This window comes from Vibrio sp. 704, from assembly GCF_033339295.1.
Map to the genome: position 1 here is coordinate 733609 of NZ_JAWOUH010000001.1, position 16310 is coordinate 749918.

Sequence of the window (16310 nt, forward strand, 5' to 3'; positions counted from 1 at the left end):
GTTTGCAAAGTGTCCGTTACACCTCGTCGCGACGGCGTTCGTTACACAGCTTAATGGCACGCTCAAGTAATTCTAGCGCGGATTGCTCACATTCAGGCAGAACCGCATCACTTTCACCAATTGGCGTTACGCGGTCACCCCATTTCAATACTGCCGCACCCCATGTCAAACCTGCACCAAACGCAGCAAGAAGCATGTTATCACCTGGGTTAACTCGACCTTGCTCTACCGCTTCACACAATGCAATTGGCACCGTCGCAGCGGAAGTATTGCCATAGTTTTGAATGTTAACAAACGCTTTGTCGTGTGGAATTCCAGACAGGTCGCACAAGGTTTGAATAATACGAATATTCGCTTGATGCGGAATCACAACATCGATTTGTTCCGTCGTTAACTGTGATGCTTTCAGTACGGTTTTCGCAGCTAGCCCCATACCTTTTACCGCACGTTTGAAAATTTCTTGTCCTACAAAGTTGAAATCCCAGTAACCGTTGTCTTCCGCAAAGCGATCCATACAAGTACCAAACTTTGGTACGGACAGAATATCGCGGCCTTTTGCGTCACAACCGATTTGAGACTGTAGTAAACCCTTTTCTTTTTCCGTTCTTGATAACACAACGGCGCCCGCACCATCACCAAATAGAACAGCGGTATCTCGCATTGCCCAATCGATGTAGAAAGACAATCTTTCCGCACCAATAATGATCGCGTTACGATAGTTACCTGATTGAATCAAACGTGTGCCCGTTTCTAGGCCATAGACAAATCCCGTACATGCGGCATTTAAGTCAAAGGCAGCGGCTGCACGAATACCTAGGTTCTGCTGTACCTTAGACGCGATATTTGGAATCAATGAATCTGGTGAACAAGTCGCCACAATGATTAAATCCACGTCTGTTGCATCGACGCCTGCTCGAGCTAATGCATGTTTAGCAGCAACGGTCGCCATGTCTGACGTGTTTACATGACTAATACGGCGGTTTTCGATACCAGTGCGGGTACGAATCCACTCATCGGAAGTATCGAGGAAAGTGCTAAGATCATCGTTAGAGAGCACGGCTGGCGGAACACATTTCCCCCAACCTGTAATTTCAGCGTAATAATTTGTCATCGCAGACCTATTTATTGTTGTATTTTAATAAAATTTCTTAGAACCTTAGGCTCAAATATAAACCTGCGCTGCGTTATTTCGGCAGGTTAAAAAATAAGTATACAAATAATGAGGCTGACTGGTAAGTCATGTTTTCATCAATACGTAATAAAGGAAGAAGTCATGTCATCGTTTAAAACTCGCTGCCCTTCGTGCGGCGGTCTAAATCGTGTCCCTAATGAGCGCGTTGCCGAATCTGCAACTTGCGGTAAATGTAAAAGTGCACTTTTAGACGGCTCGCCTATCGAAGGTACACAAGATAACTTTTCTGCTCTATTACAAAGTGATATGCCTGTTGTAGTAGATTTTTGGGCCCCATGGTGCAACCCGTGCGTTGGTTTTGCTCCTGTTTTCTCTGATGTTGCTCATGAGCAAGCCGGAACGGCTCGTTTTGTTAAGATTGATACCGAAGCTCAACAACAACTTGCGACGCAATTTGGTATTCGCAGTATTCCTACCATTATGGTTTTCAAGAATGGTCAACGCGTTGATATGATCAATGGTGCGTTACCTAAAACTCAATTCGATCAATGGTTAAATCAAGCACTTACTAAATAATCTTCCACGCCAACCTTGTTTGTAGGTTGGCGTTTTTATGCAACTTATCAACCTATCTAGTTAACAAATATTATTTATCGAAACGACTTAAATTTATCATTTTACTTGCCTAACTATTAGCCTCATATTCGCGCCGAATAACCCTTAGATTTCATTTAACTTATAGGCGCAAAACAGTGGAAAACACAGTCGTTCCTGCAGCATCACCACGAGTTACAGTTCCAGTCGTCGCACTGTCTCTTTATGCGGTGGCTTCGGGCTATTTAATGAGCTTGATCCCTCTCATGCTCGGTGAATACAACATCTCAGCAGATTACGCGAGTTGGTTGGCGAGTGTGTTTTATGGCGGCTTATTAACCGGTGCTATTTTTATTGAACGTATCGTACGTCAAGTTGGTCACCGTAACGCGTTTATTGGTTGCTTGGCCGTATTTTCGCTAACTATAGTCACACTACCCGTGTTTGCTAACGGATTGATGTGGCTTGCCGCTCGCTTTATTGCGGGTATCGCGGTTGCTGGTGTTTTTGTCATTGTTGAGTCTTGGCTAATGTCTGGAGACGAAGCATCGCGTGCGAAACGTTTGAGCTTGTACATGCTATCGCTTTATGGTGGTTCAGCATTAGGCCAGTTTGGTATTGGCGTGCTTGGCGTAAGTGGCGGCGTTCCGTTTATTGCGATCACGACGTTGATCCTAATGGCGATGCTGGTGCTAATGTTCATTGAGTGTGAGCAGCCAAACAGCCATGAATCAACCGCTTTATCATTTAAGCAAATTGCCAAACTAAACCATGCAGCAATTATTGGTTGTGTTGTTTCAGGTTTGACCTTAGGCGCGATCTACGGATTAATGCCAGTTGAGTTAACTAACCGTAAAATTAGCCATCAAGACATTGGTACATTGATGGCGCTAGTGATTCTAGGTGGCATGCTAGTTCAACCAATGGTGACCGCGTTAAACAAATACATGAGCCGCACAGTGCTAATGGCGTTTTTCTGTATTTTGGGTATTTTTTCGATCGGTATGACGTTTATTTCCTCGTCAGCCGTGGTATTGGCTGCTGCATTATTCTTTTTAGGTGCAGCTACTTTTGCTTTGTACCCGATTGCAATCAACTTAGGTTGCGAAGGTCTTGATGAACGCTTTATTGTCTCTGCGACACAAGTCATGCTGTTTAGCTACAGCATCGGCTCTGTTGCTGGTCCTGTTGTCGCTGATAAATTCATGGGCCAAGAACACGGCTTGCTAGGCTACTTGTTTGCCGCTTTGGTTGCGACTGGCGTATACATGCTACTTGCTGCGAGCAAAACCAAGCAGCGTATGGCCGCTGGCCTCTAACCACGCCGCTTCTACTCAACGAAAACGAGGGCATGTCGCCCTCGTTTTTTTATTCTTCGAATTTTTGTTTAGATAAACGCTTGTGACGGTTTGACGCGTTCGCTGCAGGCTTTTCCGGTACCATGCGCTTTTCATGAAGCAAATGACGAACCGCCAAGATGGGATGTTTCAGTAACATTCTGGGGCCAGAGTAACGCATGACCAAACGCATTTGTTCTTTCGGCTCTGGTTTGTAGCAGTGAATCGGACATTTGTTACACGTCGGTTTATTCTCTCCATAAGGACAGCGGTCGAGGCGCACTTCTGCGTATTCAAGCAGCTCACGACATTCTGAGCATAAGTCACGTTTTGTTCCATGATGGTCATGACAGTAAACCTCTACCATGGCTTTTACTGTCTTAAATTCAGTGGCGAGTTTGCCAAGTAAAATATCGCTCATGCGCTATCCAAAAATCACAACATCATTGTGTAAAGTTCTAACGTGCGGCCATTATCATATTGCTGCTCAACTCGTTCAAACTCAAAGCCCAGTTTTTTGAGCAAACTTATACTACGAATATTGTCATTATTGGTGATGGCAACCAAATTATCGAGTTTCATTTCCTCTCTAGCGTATTCCAGCACTGCGGTTGCAGACTCCGTTCCGTAGCCGAAGCCATAAGCGGAAGGTAAAAATCCATATCCGAGATCATAGTATTGTAATGTGTCACGTTTAACCAACCCACAAATCCCGATGGGTTGCCCATCTTCTTTCTTCTCTACAACGAGTAAACTCACGCCTTTAATTTGTTGCATGCGTAGCATGTTTTCTTTTATGTAACGCGCCGCTTCATATTCGGTACGAATTTGTTTGTCTCCGACAAAACGGTAGAAGTCTGGGTGGTTATAAAGTTCTAGTATAAATGGTGCATCATCTACACTCACAAGACGCAGTATCAAACGTTCGGTGTACAGTGTTTTCATTTGGGCTCCATTAAAACGCGATAGATGATTGGACATAGGAACGTACTTGAATTTTGCGACCGATACCGGCGCTTATTTAGTTGTAACTTGATAAAAAAGTAACTATCCTGCCTCGCTAAATTAAAGGACCACCACCATGAACCGCAAGAAGAAAATCAATCAGATCTTGAAAGCGAAGCAGAAGAAGCATAACGCTAAGCTACATAAGAGCAATAAGCCGCGTTATATCTCCAAAGCTGAACGCGCGAAAATGGAAGCTGAAGAACAAAACCAAGCTTCAGAACACACGGAAAACGTTGTAGACACAGCGCAGACAGATCAAGCCTAAAAGAAAAGCCGCTTTCAGCGGCTTTTTTGATATTCGGAGAGAGTTAGCTTTAGTATTCGACACTGTAGTTCAGTGTGAATGTGCGACCTCTTCCTTTGTAGTCGTACGCTGCTGCATCGTAGTGTGCTGCATAAAGAATCTGCGCACGTTGTCCCCAAGCGGTTGTGTAGTCTTCGTCAAATAGGTTTTGAATACCAAAACCTAACTGCCCGATAGGTAGTGTTACGTTACCAAGAAGATCAAACGTAGTGTATCCATCTAGTTTATTGTTTGCGTCATCTTCGTAATCAAACATCGTCTGGCTTTGTAAACGTACTGAATAGCCATCCTGATAGTAAGCCGCCCACGCGTTCGCTTTTGATGTACTTGCTTTACCCGCGCTTAGATCTTCCCACTTACCGTTGGTTTTCAGCTCAGAAACCACATAGTGACCTGATGCACCTAACAAAATATCACGGTTTACCCAGTAGTTAATGTTTGCTTCGGCACCGTATACACGTTGCTCGTCATCAACATTGGTGATTAGGAGCGTCTTCTTGTCATACTTGATTGAGTTATCCGACACCGAGTAGTAACCCGCCGCTTGCAGTGCGACAGTATCGGTATCTAATCGGTAACCGATTTCATAGCTGTCCGTTTTGATGCCCGACATTTTTGAGTCAGATACGTTAATGCTATTGTTCAACGCGTAGTGACCATTTGCATCCGCGGCATCGTAGCTACCTTGGCCGTAGTACTTTGCAGGATCAGCGAGTTCGAAACCTTGAGAGAAGTTCGCCCAAAGCTGAGATTCATCGTTAAGCTGATAAATGGTGCCCAAATTAAATAAGCTCACAGAGTAGTCAGTGCTGCCACCTGGTACCGCATCCGCTGATACACCATTACCCGATGCGATCTTCTTTTGTATACTATAGGCAACAAAATCATCAATCTTATTGTCCATGTATTGGTAGCGGTAGCCTGCTTGTACTGACCAATCTTGATTGATTTGGTAATCCCCTTGGACAAACATTGCGTAAGACGCCACATCAACATCTGGGTAACGCCCCACTTCGGCATAGGTTCGATTAATTAAGTTCCCAGAGCTGTTCGCAATGGTTGGATCGAACAGAGCCTGGTTACTTTCAAAACGGTCTAAGTACGCATCGACACCATAAACAAGTTTGAATGACTCCCAGCTTTTAGCTAACGCTAAGCGCCCAGCAAAAACTTCTGTTTTTTGTTGAGAGGCACTTTGGTAATAAGGAGTAAAGGTTTGGTCTTCACTACGGTAAGATAACTCGCCTATCAGTTGATGACCGAATACGCTGTCGTGAGCGTAGTTCGCACTTAAGAGAACTCGCTCTGTACCATGTTCACGGTCGGAATCGAACCCCTCTCGTACATCAACAAATTTATTGTTAACAATGTACAAACCGTATGGCGAATCTTGCTGGCTGTCATAGTATTGTGCGACAAGGTTTAACTTGCTGGCATCGGAGATTTGAATCTCGGTCGATCCCATAACATCGAGCGTTGAATTATACTGCAAGGAGCCCTGTGAAATGTCTGGGGTGACAATGTCGCCATTTGCGTCAAATGCACCTTGTGTCTCGGTGTACACAACCGAACCTCTAGCGGTAATTCGCTCATTACCACCCGAGATAGACTGAGCGAGTTTGTAATCAAAGTCATCGCTGCTATTAAAGCCTGTAGTGCCACTCACGTAGGATTCAAACGACAAGTCATCCGAGTACGCTTTCTTGGTGATAATGTTAATAACACCACCAGTAGCGCCTGCACCATAAATGGAGGTTGCACCAGATAGTACTTCAATTCGCTCGATGTTGAATGGGTCTATTGCGTCTAACTGACGACTAATCGGGCGAGAAGACTGTAACGAGACACCATCAATCATTACCAACATTGCTCTACCGCGAAGGTTCTGACCATAATTAGTTCGACCACCGGTGCCGACGTCTAAAGAAGGGATGGTTGCAGAAAGAATATCACCCAGTGTCTTGCCCGCACGATATTGCTGAGCAATCTCTTCTTGGCCAACAAACCAAACCGTTCCTGGAATATCGGAGATCGATTTCGGCATCACACTGCCTACAACAACCAATTGCTCATCGCTCGGAGTCGATGTTTGTTGAAGATCTTCTGCTGCTATTGAGCTAACTGCGTATCCACTGCTCATCGCAAGTACGATGAGATTGAAAGAAAACGTCCTTTTCATCATTGTATTTATCTTTTTGTTGTCAACAAGAGCATGCAATGATACTTATTCTCACTCTCAAATCGAGCACTGTTACACAAGTTAAATAAATGTTAATTAAGAACCTTCTTGCTCATAAGCTGTCGATTTTCCTCTAAACGAGGACAATCTGCACAAAGCTTTCTGCCTTCACACTTATAGACTAAACAACAACTTTTTCTTACTAACTTTAGCGGCTGATCAGATCCCGTCTCATGAAGTGAGCGGCTATTATCAACATCCAAACCCATTGCGCTTAGCCACAAGACCGCATGCTCCTGAAGTGTCGAGTTAGTCATTTGCGGAAAGCGCTGTTGGAGACGAATTAAACAAGCCATGATTCCGTCCGACATCAATTGATGGGTGAAGCCAGGACGAATGCGTGTCCATTGACTCATCTCTTGTTGATAGAAGTCGAACAGTTCTCGGATTTGACGCCCCGCCTCTTTTATCAACGCTTCTGGCTCGCCATGTATATGCGCTTCGTCGGCGAATCGGTACCCAGAAACAAAACAAGGTTTGAGGTGCTGCGCTATCTCGCGAATGTTTGGCAACGTGTGGTAACCGTAAATAGAGATGAATGCGACATAAACTGGCTGCCAACAAAGTAAATCCCACGTTCTTGTCAACCAATATGCTTTTCCCGCTTCCGGATGAGCCTCCGAGATTTGCTGGTAAAGGCCTTGGATGATCGGGTTGATATCATTCTCGATATGGATAGCTTCTTGCCCTATCTCGCCGATATCACCGTGTAGGTAAGGTGTAATCTCACTCGAAGTTTGAAACAGTTGCGGGAAAAATTGCTCAGACATGATGGCTTATTGTTGGTGTAGTCATTCTGACACCTTTATACCCAAGCACCAATCGCAATGCAAACTATTATCCTTTGCGTTTTCATAACAAAGAAGCACTCTTAGGGTTAGTTATGAATGTATTTCCGAGTTCTGTGAAGCTGTAAGGTCTGGTTACGTATGCGATGAATAGCAACAAACTCTTAAACCTCTTCGCATTTAACGCTCACATGATCGCAAAAATACACAGCATAAAAACACCCTGATAAAACTGTGTTAACAGTTTCCCTGTGTAGCGTGAGTTATTGCCAATAATTGAATATTGCTGTTTCTTATCCAGCGGATTGTGAACAACATGAAGTATTTTCTTTCTGAATATCGAGACAATACAAAGAGGTAATTTGGCTATGTAGCCCTCTGTTTTGAATAAGGAAATCCACATGTTGTATCTTGAGTTTCTATTTTTGCTCGTGATGCTGTATATCGGCTCACGTTATGGTGGTATCGGCCTTGGGGTCGTATCCGGAATTGGCTTGGTGATTGAAGTCTTCATCTTTAAGATGCCGCCAACCTCTCCTCCTGTCACCGTTATGTTGATCATTTTAGCGGTGGTAACATGTGCTTCCATTCTTGAAGCCGCCGGCGGTTTGAAATACATGCTGCAAGTTGCCGAGCGTGTGCTTCGTAAGAACCCAAAACGCGTCACCCTTATTGCTCCGTTCGTGACTTACTTTATGACCTTCCTACTTGGTACAGGTCACGCGGTTTACTCTATCATGCCAATCATTGGCGACGTTGCGCTTAAAAACGGCATTCGTCCAGAGCGTCCTATGGCTGCCGCTTCTGTCGCGTCTCAAATCGCAATCACAGCCTCGCCAATTTCAGCGGCCGTAGTTTACTACTTGGCGCAACTCTCTGATATTCAACACGAGATCACTCTGCTCTCAATTTTGCTCGTTACTGTGCCTGCAACCTTATTCGGTACGTTGTTGATGTCACTTTACAGCCTAAAGCGTGGTAAAGAGCTAGACGACGATGAAGAATACCAAGAGCGTTTGAAAGATCCTGTGTGGAGAGAAAAAATCCTCAACACAACTGCAACGTCTCTTGATGAAGTACTACCAACAAGTGCTCGTAACTCTGTATTGCTGTTCATTGCATCGATCTTGGTTATCGTCGTTATCGCGATGTGGCCAGACATTCGTACCATCGTAGATGGCTCGAAGCCAATCAGCATGGCCGTTGTGATTCAAATGATGATGCTCTGCTTCGGCGGTATCATTTTGCTTGCGACCAAAACTGACCCGCGCGACGTACCAAATGGCGTGGTATTTAAATCTGGTATGGTGGCGGCGATTGCTATCTTCGGTATTGCATGGATGTCAGATACCTACTTCCAGTACGCTATGCCTCAATTTAAATCCGGCATCGTAGAGATGGTAACCAACTACCCTTGGACATTCGCGCTTGCGTTATTCATTGTGTCGGTTGTGGTGAACTCTCAAGCTGCAACGGCTCGCATGATGCTACCTGTTGGTCTCGGCTTAGGTTTGGAACCTGCGCTGCTTATCGGCTTGATGCCAGCGGTATACGGCTACTTCTTTATTCCCAACTACCCTTCAGATATCGCGACTGTGAACTTCGATACCTCGGGCACAACTAAGATTGGTAAGTGGTACTTCAACCACTCATTCATGTCTGTGGGCTTAATCGGCGTGATTGGTGCGTGTTGCTTGGGTTACTTGCTAGGGCAAATGATCATTCCTTCGTAACTAGCCAAATCAACGATAAATTAGAGGCGAGTCATTGTACATTTTCGTACAGCCTGAGTGACTCGCCTTTCTTTATTGCACTATTAACTACAGCAAGAAATCGTCATCAATCGCTACAAAATTGTCGGCACAATCAATCAGAGTTTGAGATGTAAGTTTAGGTACACCATAAACGGTCACCGTTTTATTGAAGCGCTGCTGAATTCTCTCTACTAGCAGACTAAAGTCTCCATCTCCCGAAACTAGAATCACTTCCTCAACTTCGGGAGCAATTTCAATTGCATCGAGAGTAATACCCACATCCCAATCGCCTTTCGAGCTGCCATCACGACGCTGGATGTAGGGTTTAAGCATCACCTCAAATCCAACACCACGAAGAATATGGTGGAACTGACGTTGCTTGGGATCATTGCTCGCAATAGCATAAGCACGAGCACTTACCACCTCTTTCCCTTGTGTGGCAACATACCAAAACTGGTTGTAATCAAAATTGCTTCGATACGCTTCGCGACAGGTGTAATACACATTCTGTACATCAACCAAAATGGCGATTTTTTGTTTGCTTTCCGAACTCATCTATTTCTACGCTCAATTTATTTGCTGCCTACCCTATGCCAGTTTTGGAAAAAGCACAATGAGCCAATTCCACTAAACTTAACGTATAAAAAGTTATTTGGGTTTCTAGGGGGACTGTCATGGGCGGAAAGTTACTAGTGATACTACTTTCTTGTATCTTGTCATCGACAGCATTTGGTTATCCAGCGCACTCCAAATACTGGCCACATAGAAGTGTGCTCTACTTTGCGCCGGAAAATGATGAATACGTCAAACAATTCTTGCTAGAAACACTTATGAATGAGTGTGAGTTGGAAGACAGAGATGTCGTCACACTGGTCATTACAGAACAAGGTTATACTTTTCCTGCTTGGCTTAACGAAGAGTTCGACCTAAAAATGCTAGCTCGTCTTTATGCGGTCGAAAAAGGTTCTCATACCGCTATTTTGCTTGGTAAAGATGGTCTAGAAAAGCACCGCTGGGGCGCAGAAACGGATTGGCCATTTATCAACAACTTGATTGATCAAATGCCAATGCGTAAGCAAGAAATGCAGAGGCAGCAAAGTCCCTGTAAAATATAGTCACTTCTGGGCAGTATTACTTTGCGAACCAATCCAATTTGTTGTGCAACTGAGTCACGCTGCCAACCACAATCAATGCTGGGCTCACGGCTTGCTCTGCCATGATCGATAGCTCGTTCAACTTTCCTTGGAACACGCGCTGCTCTGGGCGCGTACCGTTTTCAATAATGGCGCATGACATCTCAGGATCTAACCCATGAGTGATCAGCTTATCCATAATATGGCCGCTTTGCTTCAAACCCATGTAGAAAACAAGTGTGTTGTTGGATTGTGCTAGAGAATGCCATTCAATCTCACGACCATCTTTTTGTACGTGACCAGTGATGAATTGAACGCTTTGCGCATGGTCGCGGTGTGTTAATGGAATACCAGCGTAAGCCGTTGCACCCGCTGCTGCTGTGATCCCCGGAACCACTTCGTATTTAATACCAAATTCCGCTAGTTCTTCTAGCTCCTCACCACCACGGCCAAAGATAAATGAGTCCCCACCTTTTAGGCGCACAACGCGTTTACCTTCTTGTGCTTTTTGCACCAAGATTTGGTTGATTTGATCTTGAGGCACACAGTGAAAGTCCAATTTTTTTCCTACGTAAATCATCTCTGCTGATGCGTGAGCCAATTCAAGAATGTCTTTCGACACTAATCGGTCGTACACCACAACTTCAGCCGCTTGAATGGCTTTTAAGCCTTTTACTGTGAGCAAATCAGGATCACCTGGACCTGCACCAACAAGAGAAACAAAGCCGCTGTTTAAAGATGAGTTAACAGTTGTCATATCAACGCCTATCGAAAATTTGGACATAAAAAGTAACACTCAAGTCATTAACTCAAGGTTAAAATCACCCCAAGGAGTTATTACTTTTTATAGCTAAATCAATACAATACTTATCGAAAGTTAAATGAGTTGAACAGCCCCACCTACCATAGGTAGGGCCAGATAAAAGCGGTTTATTTTGCGATTGCAGGCTCTGTTTTTACTTCTTCTTCAACTACGTTGATAGAAGGCGCTGTTTTTGCGTGAGTTAGGTACAGTGGAATACAAGTCATTACGAGACCACCGACAATATTACCTAGAATGGTTGGAATAAGGTTGAAGTTCAACCAAGTCGCGATACCAAAATCCGCACCTAGAATCATACCTAGTGGGAATAGGAACATGTTTACTACGGTGTGTTCAAATACTAGCGCAAAGAAGATGAAGATTGGGAACCACATCATTGCTACACGACCAGACACTGAACGTGCTGTCATGTTGCCGATAACGCCAAGACACACCATTAGGTTACAGAAGATGCCGCGTACGAAACACGTGATCCATCCGTCCATACCCATGTTTTCAAAACCAAGGCTACGCGCGGTAGAAACAGCGACAAATTTCTTCGCTACTGCGTTCAGTTCTAGAGAGAAGTTACCTGTTAGAGAGATAGCCACTAGGTAAGCAACGATCAGAGAACCGATAAGGTTACCCAAGCCTACAAGACCCCAACAACGGAAGATACGACCCCAAGTGATGCCCGGACGGTTCGCAAACTTAGCCAGAGGCGCTAGACCAAAAACACCGGTTACTAGGTCATAACCCATCACACTTAGAATTACGAAACCAACGGGGAAAACAAGTGCACCTACAAGGCCGATACCCGTTTGTACAATCGCGGTAATAGCAACCACCACCGCAAGCGAAAGAATAACGCCAGCCATCGTACCGCGAAGCAGAAGATCTCGCGTGCTTGTATTGGTTTTCGCTTCACCAACATTGATCATGGTTTGCACGAATTCTGCAGGCTTAAAATCAGTAGACATGAATGTGTCCTTATCCAAAATTGAAAGTTAAAAAGTTAAAGATTTAATAGAGAAAGGCTTCCCGTTGACACCTGAACGCTGTCTACAACACCTCGCTTCCCTGTTCCCCTGAGTTGATGCTTGGAAAGCCTTTGTCTATTAAATCTAGGTTTCAGTTCATTCCCTCCCCTAAGAGGAGGGAATGAAAACCAAGCTTACGCAGAGATTTCTACTTCACCGTTGGTTACGCGGGTTTTGTACGCTTTCACGCTAAAACGCTCGTCTTCCATGCACGCACCTGTTGTCAGGTTAAAGCGTTGCTTCTTAAGTGGGCTAGCCACCCAAAGCTCGCCTTGGTGCTCACAGATCAAACCGCGAGAAAGCACGTTTGATTGGAAGAACGGGTCTGTGTTGCTGATCGCCAGCACTTCTTCTGCTTGTGTTGGGCGGAATACCGCAACTTGCTGACCATCAACCAGTGCACAAACACCCGTGCCCGGTACGATGTCGCTGATTTGGCAAATCTTTTCAAATGACATAATCAACCTTCCCTTATGCTTCAGTGATCGCTACGTGTAGGATGTCGCCTTTCGCTTCAGGGTGTTTTTCCGTGAAGGTTGCTGGGCGGTGCTGTTCACGCTCTTGTACAAACACGACGTTTTCATCGCGCTTGTCAGAGTTGATGAAGTGCGCGAAACGAGTCAGTTGTGATTCGTCGTTGATGGTCGCAGTCCACTCACACTCGTACTCGTCTACAAGCTTCGCTACGTCTGCCTCTAGTTGAGCGTTGATACCAAGCTTGTCGTTAACAATCACTTCGCGTAGGTAGTCAACGCCACCTTCCATGTTTTCCATCCAAACTGATGTGCGTTGTAGTGGCGCAGCAGTACGGATGTAGAACATCATGAAGCGGTCGATGTACTTGATTAGTGTTTCTTTATCTAGGTCACTTGCAAGTAGGTCTGCGTGACGAGGTTTCATGCCGCCGTTACCACATACGTACATGTTCCAACCTGCGTCAGTCGCGATGATGCCAAGGTCTTTACCTTGTGCTTCCGCACACTCACGAGTACAACCAGAAACACCGAACTTCATCTTATGAGGTGTACGAATGCCTTTGTAACGGTTCTCGATGTAAGAACCCAGACCAACAGAGTCTTGAACGCCGTAACGACACCACGTTGAGCCAACACATGTCTTCGCCATACGAAGTGCTTTTGCGTACGCTTGACCTGTTTCGAAACCAGCGTCGATAAGCTTGCGCCAGATCTCTGGAAGATCGTCTTTTTGAGCACCAAACAGACCAATACGTTGAGCACCGGTTACTTTGGTGTATAGGTTGTATTCTGCTGCAACGTTCGCTAACGCACCCAGTGCTTGAGGTGTTACTTCACCACCCGCCATACGTGGGATAACAGAGTAAGTACCGTCTTTTTGGATGTTACCTAGGAAGTTATCGTTCGTGTCGTGCAGCTTAACCAGTTGTGGCTTAAGAATGTGCTCACCCCAGCAAGAAGCCAAGATAGAACCAGCCAGTGGTTTACAAACTTCACAACCGTAACCTTTACCGTATTTCTCTAGAAGCTCATCAAACGTTTTGATCTCTTCAATGCGGATTAGGTGGAACAGCTCTTGGCGTGAGTATGCAAAGTGCTCACATACGTCGTTCTTCACTTCGATACCAGATTTAGCAAGCTCAGCATTTAGAACAGAGGTCACTAGAGGAATACAACCACCACAGCCTGTACCCGCGCCCGTCACTGCTTTGATGTCGCCCAATGTGTGGTGACCATTAGCCACCGCTTGTGCGATCTTGCCTTTGGTTACGTCGAAACATGAACAGATCACTGCGCTTTCTGGTAGAGCGTCTGCACCTAATGCTGGTTTCTCAGCGCCTGCGTGTGCAGGAAGGATCAACGCATCTGGGTGTTCTGGTAGGTCGATTTCGTTCAACATAAGTTGAAGCAGGTCGCCGTAGTCAGAGGTGTCACCAACCATAACCGCGCCAAGCAGTTTCTTGTTGTCTTTAGAAACGATAAGACGTTTGTAAACTTCTTGTTCTTCGTTCTGGTAAACGTAACTCTTACAGCCTTCAGTACGACCGTTCGCGTCACCGATAGAGCCTACTTTAACGCCAAGAAGTTTCAGCTTCGCAGACATGTCAGCGCCTTCGAATTTGCTTTCTGTGTTACCTAGTAGGTGATCAACGGCAACTGTCGCCATCTTGTAGCCAGGAGCAACAAGGCCGTAGAACATTTCGTTCCAAGACGCACACTCACCAATCGCGTAGATGTTCTCATCAGAAGTCTGACAATGATCGTTGATAGCAACACCGCCACGAGGTGCCACTTCTAGCTCCATTTGGCGTGCTAGTTTGTCTTGTGGACGAATACCTGCAGAGAATACGATGAAGTCTGTTTCTAGTTCTGAACAGTCAGCAAAACGCATAACGTTGCGTGCGTTTGTGCCTTCTGGCGCAATCTCAAGCGTATTTTTGCTGGTGTGAACGTTCACGCCCATACGCTCGATCTTTTGACGAAGTTGGTTACCACCAGCCAGGTCAAGTTGCTCAGCCATTAGCTTCGGTGCGAACTCAACAACATGCGTTTCTACACCCAGTGCTTTCAATGCGCCTGCTGCTTCAAGACCTAGCAGACCACCACCGACAACAACGCCTGATTTGCTCTTCTTCGCACACGCTTCGATCGCTTTAAGATCTTCGATAGTACGGTAAACAAAACAGTCTTTGCTTTCGTGACCTTTGATAGGTGGAACAAATGGGAATGAGCCAGTAGCAAGAATAAGCTTGTCGTATTGAACTTCACGGCCAGTGCTTGAGTAAACAATGCGGTTTTCACGGTTGATGTTAATCGCGCGTTCGCCGATCAGCATGTTAATACCGTGTTTCTCGTAGAAGCCTTCTTTTACTAAAGAAAGTTCATCTGCAGTATGGTGAGAAAAGTAAGAGGAAAGGTGCACACGGTCGTATGCGACACGAGGTTCTTCACAGAAAACCGTAATGTCTATATTAGACATATCAGCTTTCTCGACTAAGTCTTCAATATAACGGTGCCCTACCATACCGTTACCGATGACTACTAGCTTCAACTTGCTCATTATAATTCCTAAGGGTTAGGTTCTTATCACTGAGCTCATTGTTAATTGTGAAAGAAAATTAATACATGATGTAAATCAATTACAATTTCAAACTACCCTAAAGGGGTAGATGAACGTATTTATCTGACTATTGCGAAATAAAAAGTAATTTATTAACGGATATTGGTAGTTTTAACAAACTGAGATAACCGAAGCCATGCTAGCAACGGACTATACCGTTTTGCTTTTATGAAGTTAGGTTGACCATCGAAACCGAGCACACCTACGATAAATCCTGTTTTGCTTCTAAACGACGCACTCACTTGACTTCACCGTTTCAAGGTGATCAGAGAACAATATCTGAAGTGATTGAAAGATTTAGAAAAATCAAGCTTCACAACAAAAATTTTTTACTAGCTAAGTCGCACTATAAAGACTAAAATCGGGTTTAGTTCATATGGAATAGCGTCCATATGATTGATACCGTAATTGACATATAGAGTGCCGTCCCATTTTTGTGAGGCGGCCTTTTATTTGGGAGTCATAAAATGTCAGAAAACAATTCTATCTACATCTCAAGCTTAGATATGAACCGAATCACGGCTTTGTTGGATAAAATGCCAAACATCGCAGCGGAGCTTGTGGAATTAGAAGCAGAGCTCGACCGAGCAACAGTTCTTGAGCCAGAACAAATGCCAGATAACGTGGTCACGATGAACTCGACTGTAGAGTTTAAATTTTCAGGTGAAGATAGAACCATGACAAAGACACTGGTTTACCCTTCTGAACTGAAAAGCAGTGATGATATCTCTATTTTTGCACCCGTAGGCAGCGCACTGATCGGTTTGTCTGTCGGCCAAAAACTTGACTGGCCAATGCCAAATAATCAAGTGAAGACAATTGAAATTGTCGATATCACATACCAACCTGAGCGTTGTGGTGCACTAAACCGCTAACCCTCAGTAGTCCCGGTGCAAAGGCCTCCATTTAAGACTTTGCACCAGGAGAGCCCCTCGCTTACCCCCTATTTCCTTCTTTGTTTTCCAAGCATTTACTTTACTGCTCTTAAGTAACATCACCGATTCTTTATTATTTACCGCATATTCAATATTTATATCTCCAAGCTCAATCATAGAAATTGCAAAGTATTTTTCGTATATTGTC

General features: G+C 44.7%; 16 protein-coding genes. 6 read left to right on the forward strand and 10 right to left on the reverse strand.

From position 1 onward, the window contains the following. Window positions 1-16: 16 nt before the first annotated feature. The gene (locus R7R24_RS03040) at window positions 17-1111 is read right to left on the reverse strand and encodes a ketoacyl-ACP synthase III (RefSeq protein WP_054579613.1); all 1095 of its coding nucleotides are present in this window, start codon (window positions 1109-1111) and stop codon (window positions 17-19) included. 162 nt (window positions 1112-1273) lie between these two features. Here R7R24_RS03040 and trxC point away from each other — a divergent pair, with 162 nt between their 5' ends. Then, a complete protein-coding gene (gene trxC / locus R7R24_RS03045) occupies window positions 1274-1708 on the forward strand; it encodes a thioredoxin TrxC (protein ID WP_005387991.1) in 435 nt (144 codons plus the stop codon). Window positions 1709-1884: 176 nt separating this feature from the next. Then, entirely contained in the window at window positions 1885-3045 is a 1161-nt protein-coding gene (locus R7R24_RS03050) for an MFS transporter (protein ID WP_033907039.1), read from the forward strand. 49 nt (window positions 3046-3094) lie between these two features. On the opposite strand, the gene R7R24_RS03055 is transcribed toward R7R24_RS03050, so the two are convergent. After that, window positions 3095-3484, reverse strand: a complete 390-nt coding sequence (locus tag R7R24_RS03055; protein ID WP_054575964.1) for a nitrous oxide-stimulated promoter family protein — start codon at window positions 3482-3484, stop codon at window positions 3095-3097. Window positions 3485-3498: 14 nt separating this feature from the next. Continuing rightward, a complete protein-coding gene (locus tag R7R24_RS03060; RefSeq protein WP_054579612.1) occupies window positions 3499-4008 on the reverse strand; it encodes a GNAT family N-acetyltransferase in 510 nt (169 codons plus the stop codon). 136 nt (window positions 4009-4144) lie between these two features. Between R7R24_RS03060 and R7R24_RS03065 the strand changes: the two genes are divergently transcribed. Continuing rightward, entirely contained in the window at window positions 4145-4336 is a 192-nt protein-coding gene (locus tag R7R24_RS03065; RefSeq protein WP_005376066.1) for a DUF2986 domain-containing protein, read from the forward strand. A gap of 49 nt (window positions 4337-4385) precedes the next feature. On the opposite strand, the gene R7R24_RS03070 is transcribed toward R7R24_RS03065, so the two are convergent. After that, a complete protein-coding gene (locus R7R24_RS03070) occupies window positions 4386-6557 on the reverse strand; it encodes a TonB-dependent receptor (protein ID WP_005376064.1) in 2172 nt (723 codons plus the stop codon). A gap of 89 nt (window positions 6558-6646) precedes the next feature. Beyond that, window positions 6647-7384 carry a siderophore ferric iron reductase gene (locus tag R7R24_RS03075; RefSeq protein ID WP_017820185.1) on the reverse strand — a complete coding sequence of 246 codons (738 nt, stop codon included), beginning with the start codon at window positions 7382-7384 and terminating at the stop codon, window positions 6647-6649. A 419-nt stretch (window positions 7385-7803) separates the two neighbouring features. On the opposite strand from R7R24_RS03075, the gene R7R24_RS03080 reads away from it, so the two are divergent. Next, complete coding sequence (locus R7R24_RS03080; RefSeq protein WP_005376060.1) at window positions 7804-9135, forward strand: anaerobic C4-dicarboxylate transporter; 1332 nt, start codon at window positions 7804-7806, stop codon at window positions 9133-9135. A gap of 87 nt (window positions 9136-9222) precedes the next feature. On the opposite strand, the gene R7R24_RS03085 is transcribed toward R7R24_RS03080, so the two are convergent. Beyond that, on the reverse strand, window positions 9223-9711 hold the full coding sequence (locus R7R24_RS03085; RefSeq protein ID WP_005387978.1) for an NYN domain-containing protein: 489 nt from the start codon (window positions 9709-9711) through the stop codon (window positions 9223-9225). Window positions 9712-9830: 119 nt separating this feature from the next. On the opposite strand from R7R24_RS03085, the gene R7R24_RS03090 reads away from it, so the two are divergent. Beyond that, entirely contained in the window at window positions 9831-10271 is a 441-nt protein-coding gene (locus R7R24_RS03090) for a DUF4174 domain-containing protein (protein ID WP_054579611.1), read from the forward strand. Between the two features lie 16 nt (window positions 10272-10287). Here the strand turns inward: R7R24_RS03090 and cobA are convergent, their stop codons facing one another. The 4 genes from cobA to nirB form a co-directional block, all read right to left on the reverse strand. Further along, a complete protein-coding gene (cobA, locus tag R7R24_RS03095) occupies window positions 10288-11046 on the reverse strand; it encodes a uroporphyrinogen-III C-methyltransferase (protein WP_033907035.1) in 759 nt (252 codons plus the stop codon). Window positions 11047-11219: 173 nt separating this feature from the next. Beyond that, a complete protein-coding gene (locus R7R24_RS03100; protein ID WP_033907034.1) occupies window positions 11220-12071 on the reverse strand; it encodes a formate/nitrite transporter family protein in 852 nt (283 codons plus the stop codon). A 194-nt stretch (window positions 12072-12265) separates the two neighbouring features. Beyond that, window positions 12266-12589 (reverse strand): nitrite reductase small subunit NirD, encoded by a 324-nt coding sequence (gene nirD / locus R7R24_RS03105; RefSeq protein ID WP_005387969.1) that lies wholly within the window; start codon window positions 12587-12589, stop codon window positions 12266-12268. A gap of 13 nt (window positions 12590-12602) precedes the next feature. Continuing rightward, window positions 12603-15167 (reverse strand): nitrite reductase large subunit NirB, encoded by a 2565-nt coding sequence (nirB, locus tag R7R24_RS03110; RefSeq protein ID WP_318119415.1) that lies wholly within the window; start codon window positions 15165-15167, stop codon window positions 12603-12605. A gap of 527 nt (window positions 15168-15694) precedes the next feature. Here nirB and rnk point away from each other — a divergent pair. Then, window positions 15695-16102, forward strand: a complete 408-nt coding sequence (gene rnk / locus R7R24_RS03115) for a nucleoside diphosphate kinase regulator (protein ID WP_005390213.1) — start codon at window positions 15695-15697, stop codon at window positions 16100-16102. Window positions 16103-16310 lie beyond the last annotated feature (208 nt).

Excerpts from the sequence above, each read along its gene's own strand:
- R7R24_RS03040 (WP_054579613.1), bottom strand. The coding sequence starts at position 1,111 with ATGACAAATTATTACGCTGAAATTACAGGTTGGGGGAAATGTGTTCCG.
- trxC (WP_005387991.1), top strand. The coding sequence starts at position 1,274 with ATGTCATCGTTTAAAACTCGCTGCCCTTCGTGCGGCGGTCTAAATCGT.
- R7R24_RS03055 (WP_054575964.1), bottom strand. The coding sequence starts at position 3,484 with ATGAGCGATATTTTACTTGGCAAACTCGCCACTGAATTTAAGACAGTA.
- R7R24_RS03060 (WP_054579612.1), bottom strand. The coding sequence starts at position 4,008 with ATGAAAACACTGTACACCGAACGTTTGATACTGCGTCTTGTGAGTGTA.
- R7R24_RS03065 (WP_005376066.1), top strand. The coding sequence starts at position 4,145 with ATGAACCGCAAGAAGAAAATCAATCAGATCTTGAAAGCGAAGCAGAAG.
- R7R24_RS03070 (WP_005376064.1), bottom strand. The coding sequence starts at position 6,557 with ATGATGAAAAGGACGTTTTCTTTCAATCTCATCGTACTTGCGATGAGC.
- R7R24_RS03075 (WP_017820185.1), bottom strand. The coding sequence starts at position 7,384 with ATGTCTGAGCAATTTTTCCCGCAACTGTTTCAAACTTCGAGTGAGATT.
- R7R24_RS03080 (WP_005376060.1), top strand. The coding sequence starts at position 7,804 with ATGTTGTATCTTGAGTTTCTATTTTTGCTCGTGATGCTGTATATCGGC.
- R7R24_RS03085 (WP_005387978.1), bottom strand. The coding sequence starts at position 9,711 with ATGAGTTCGGAAAGCAAACAAAAAATCGCCATTTTGGTTGATGTACAG.
- R7R24_RS03090 (WP_054579611.1), top strand. The coding sequence starts at position 9,831 with ATGGGCGGAAAGTTACTAGTGATACTACTTTCTTGTATCTTGTCATCG.
- cobA (WP_033907035.1), bottom strand. The coding sequence starts at position 11,046 with ATGACAACTGTTAACTCATCTTTAAACAGCGGCTTTGTTTCTCTTGTT.
- R7R24_RS03100 (WP_033907034.1), bottom strand. The coding sequence starts at position 12,071 with ATGTCTACTGATTTTAAGCCTGCAGAATTCGTGCAAACCATGATCAAT.
- nirD (WP_005387969.1), bottom strand. The coding sequence starts at position 12,589 with ATGTCATTTGAAAAGATTTGCCAAATCAGCGACATCGTACCGGGCACG.
- nirB (WP_318119415.1), bottom strand. The coding sequence starts at position 15,167 with ATGAGCAAGTTGAAGCTAGTAGTCATCGGTAACGGTATGGTAGGGCAC.
- rnk (WP_005390213.1), top strand. The coding sequence starts at position 15,695 with ATGTCAGAAAACAATTCTATCTACATCTCAAGCTTAGATATGAACCGA.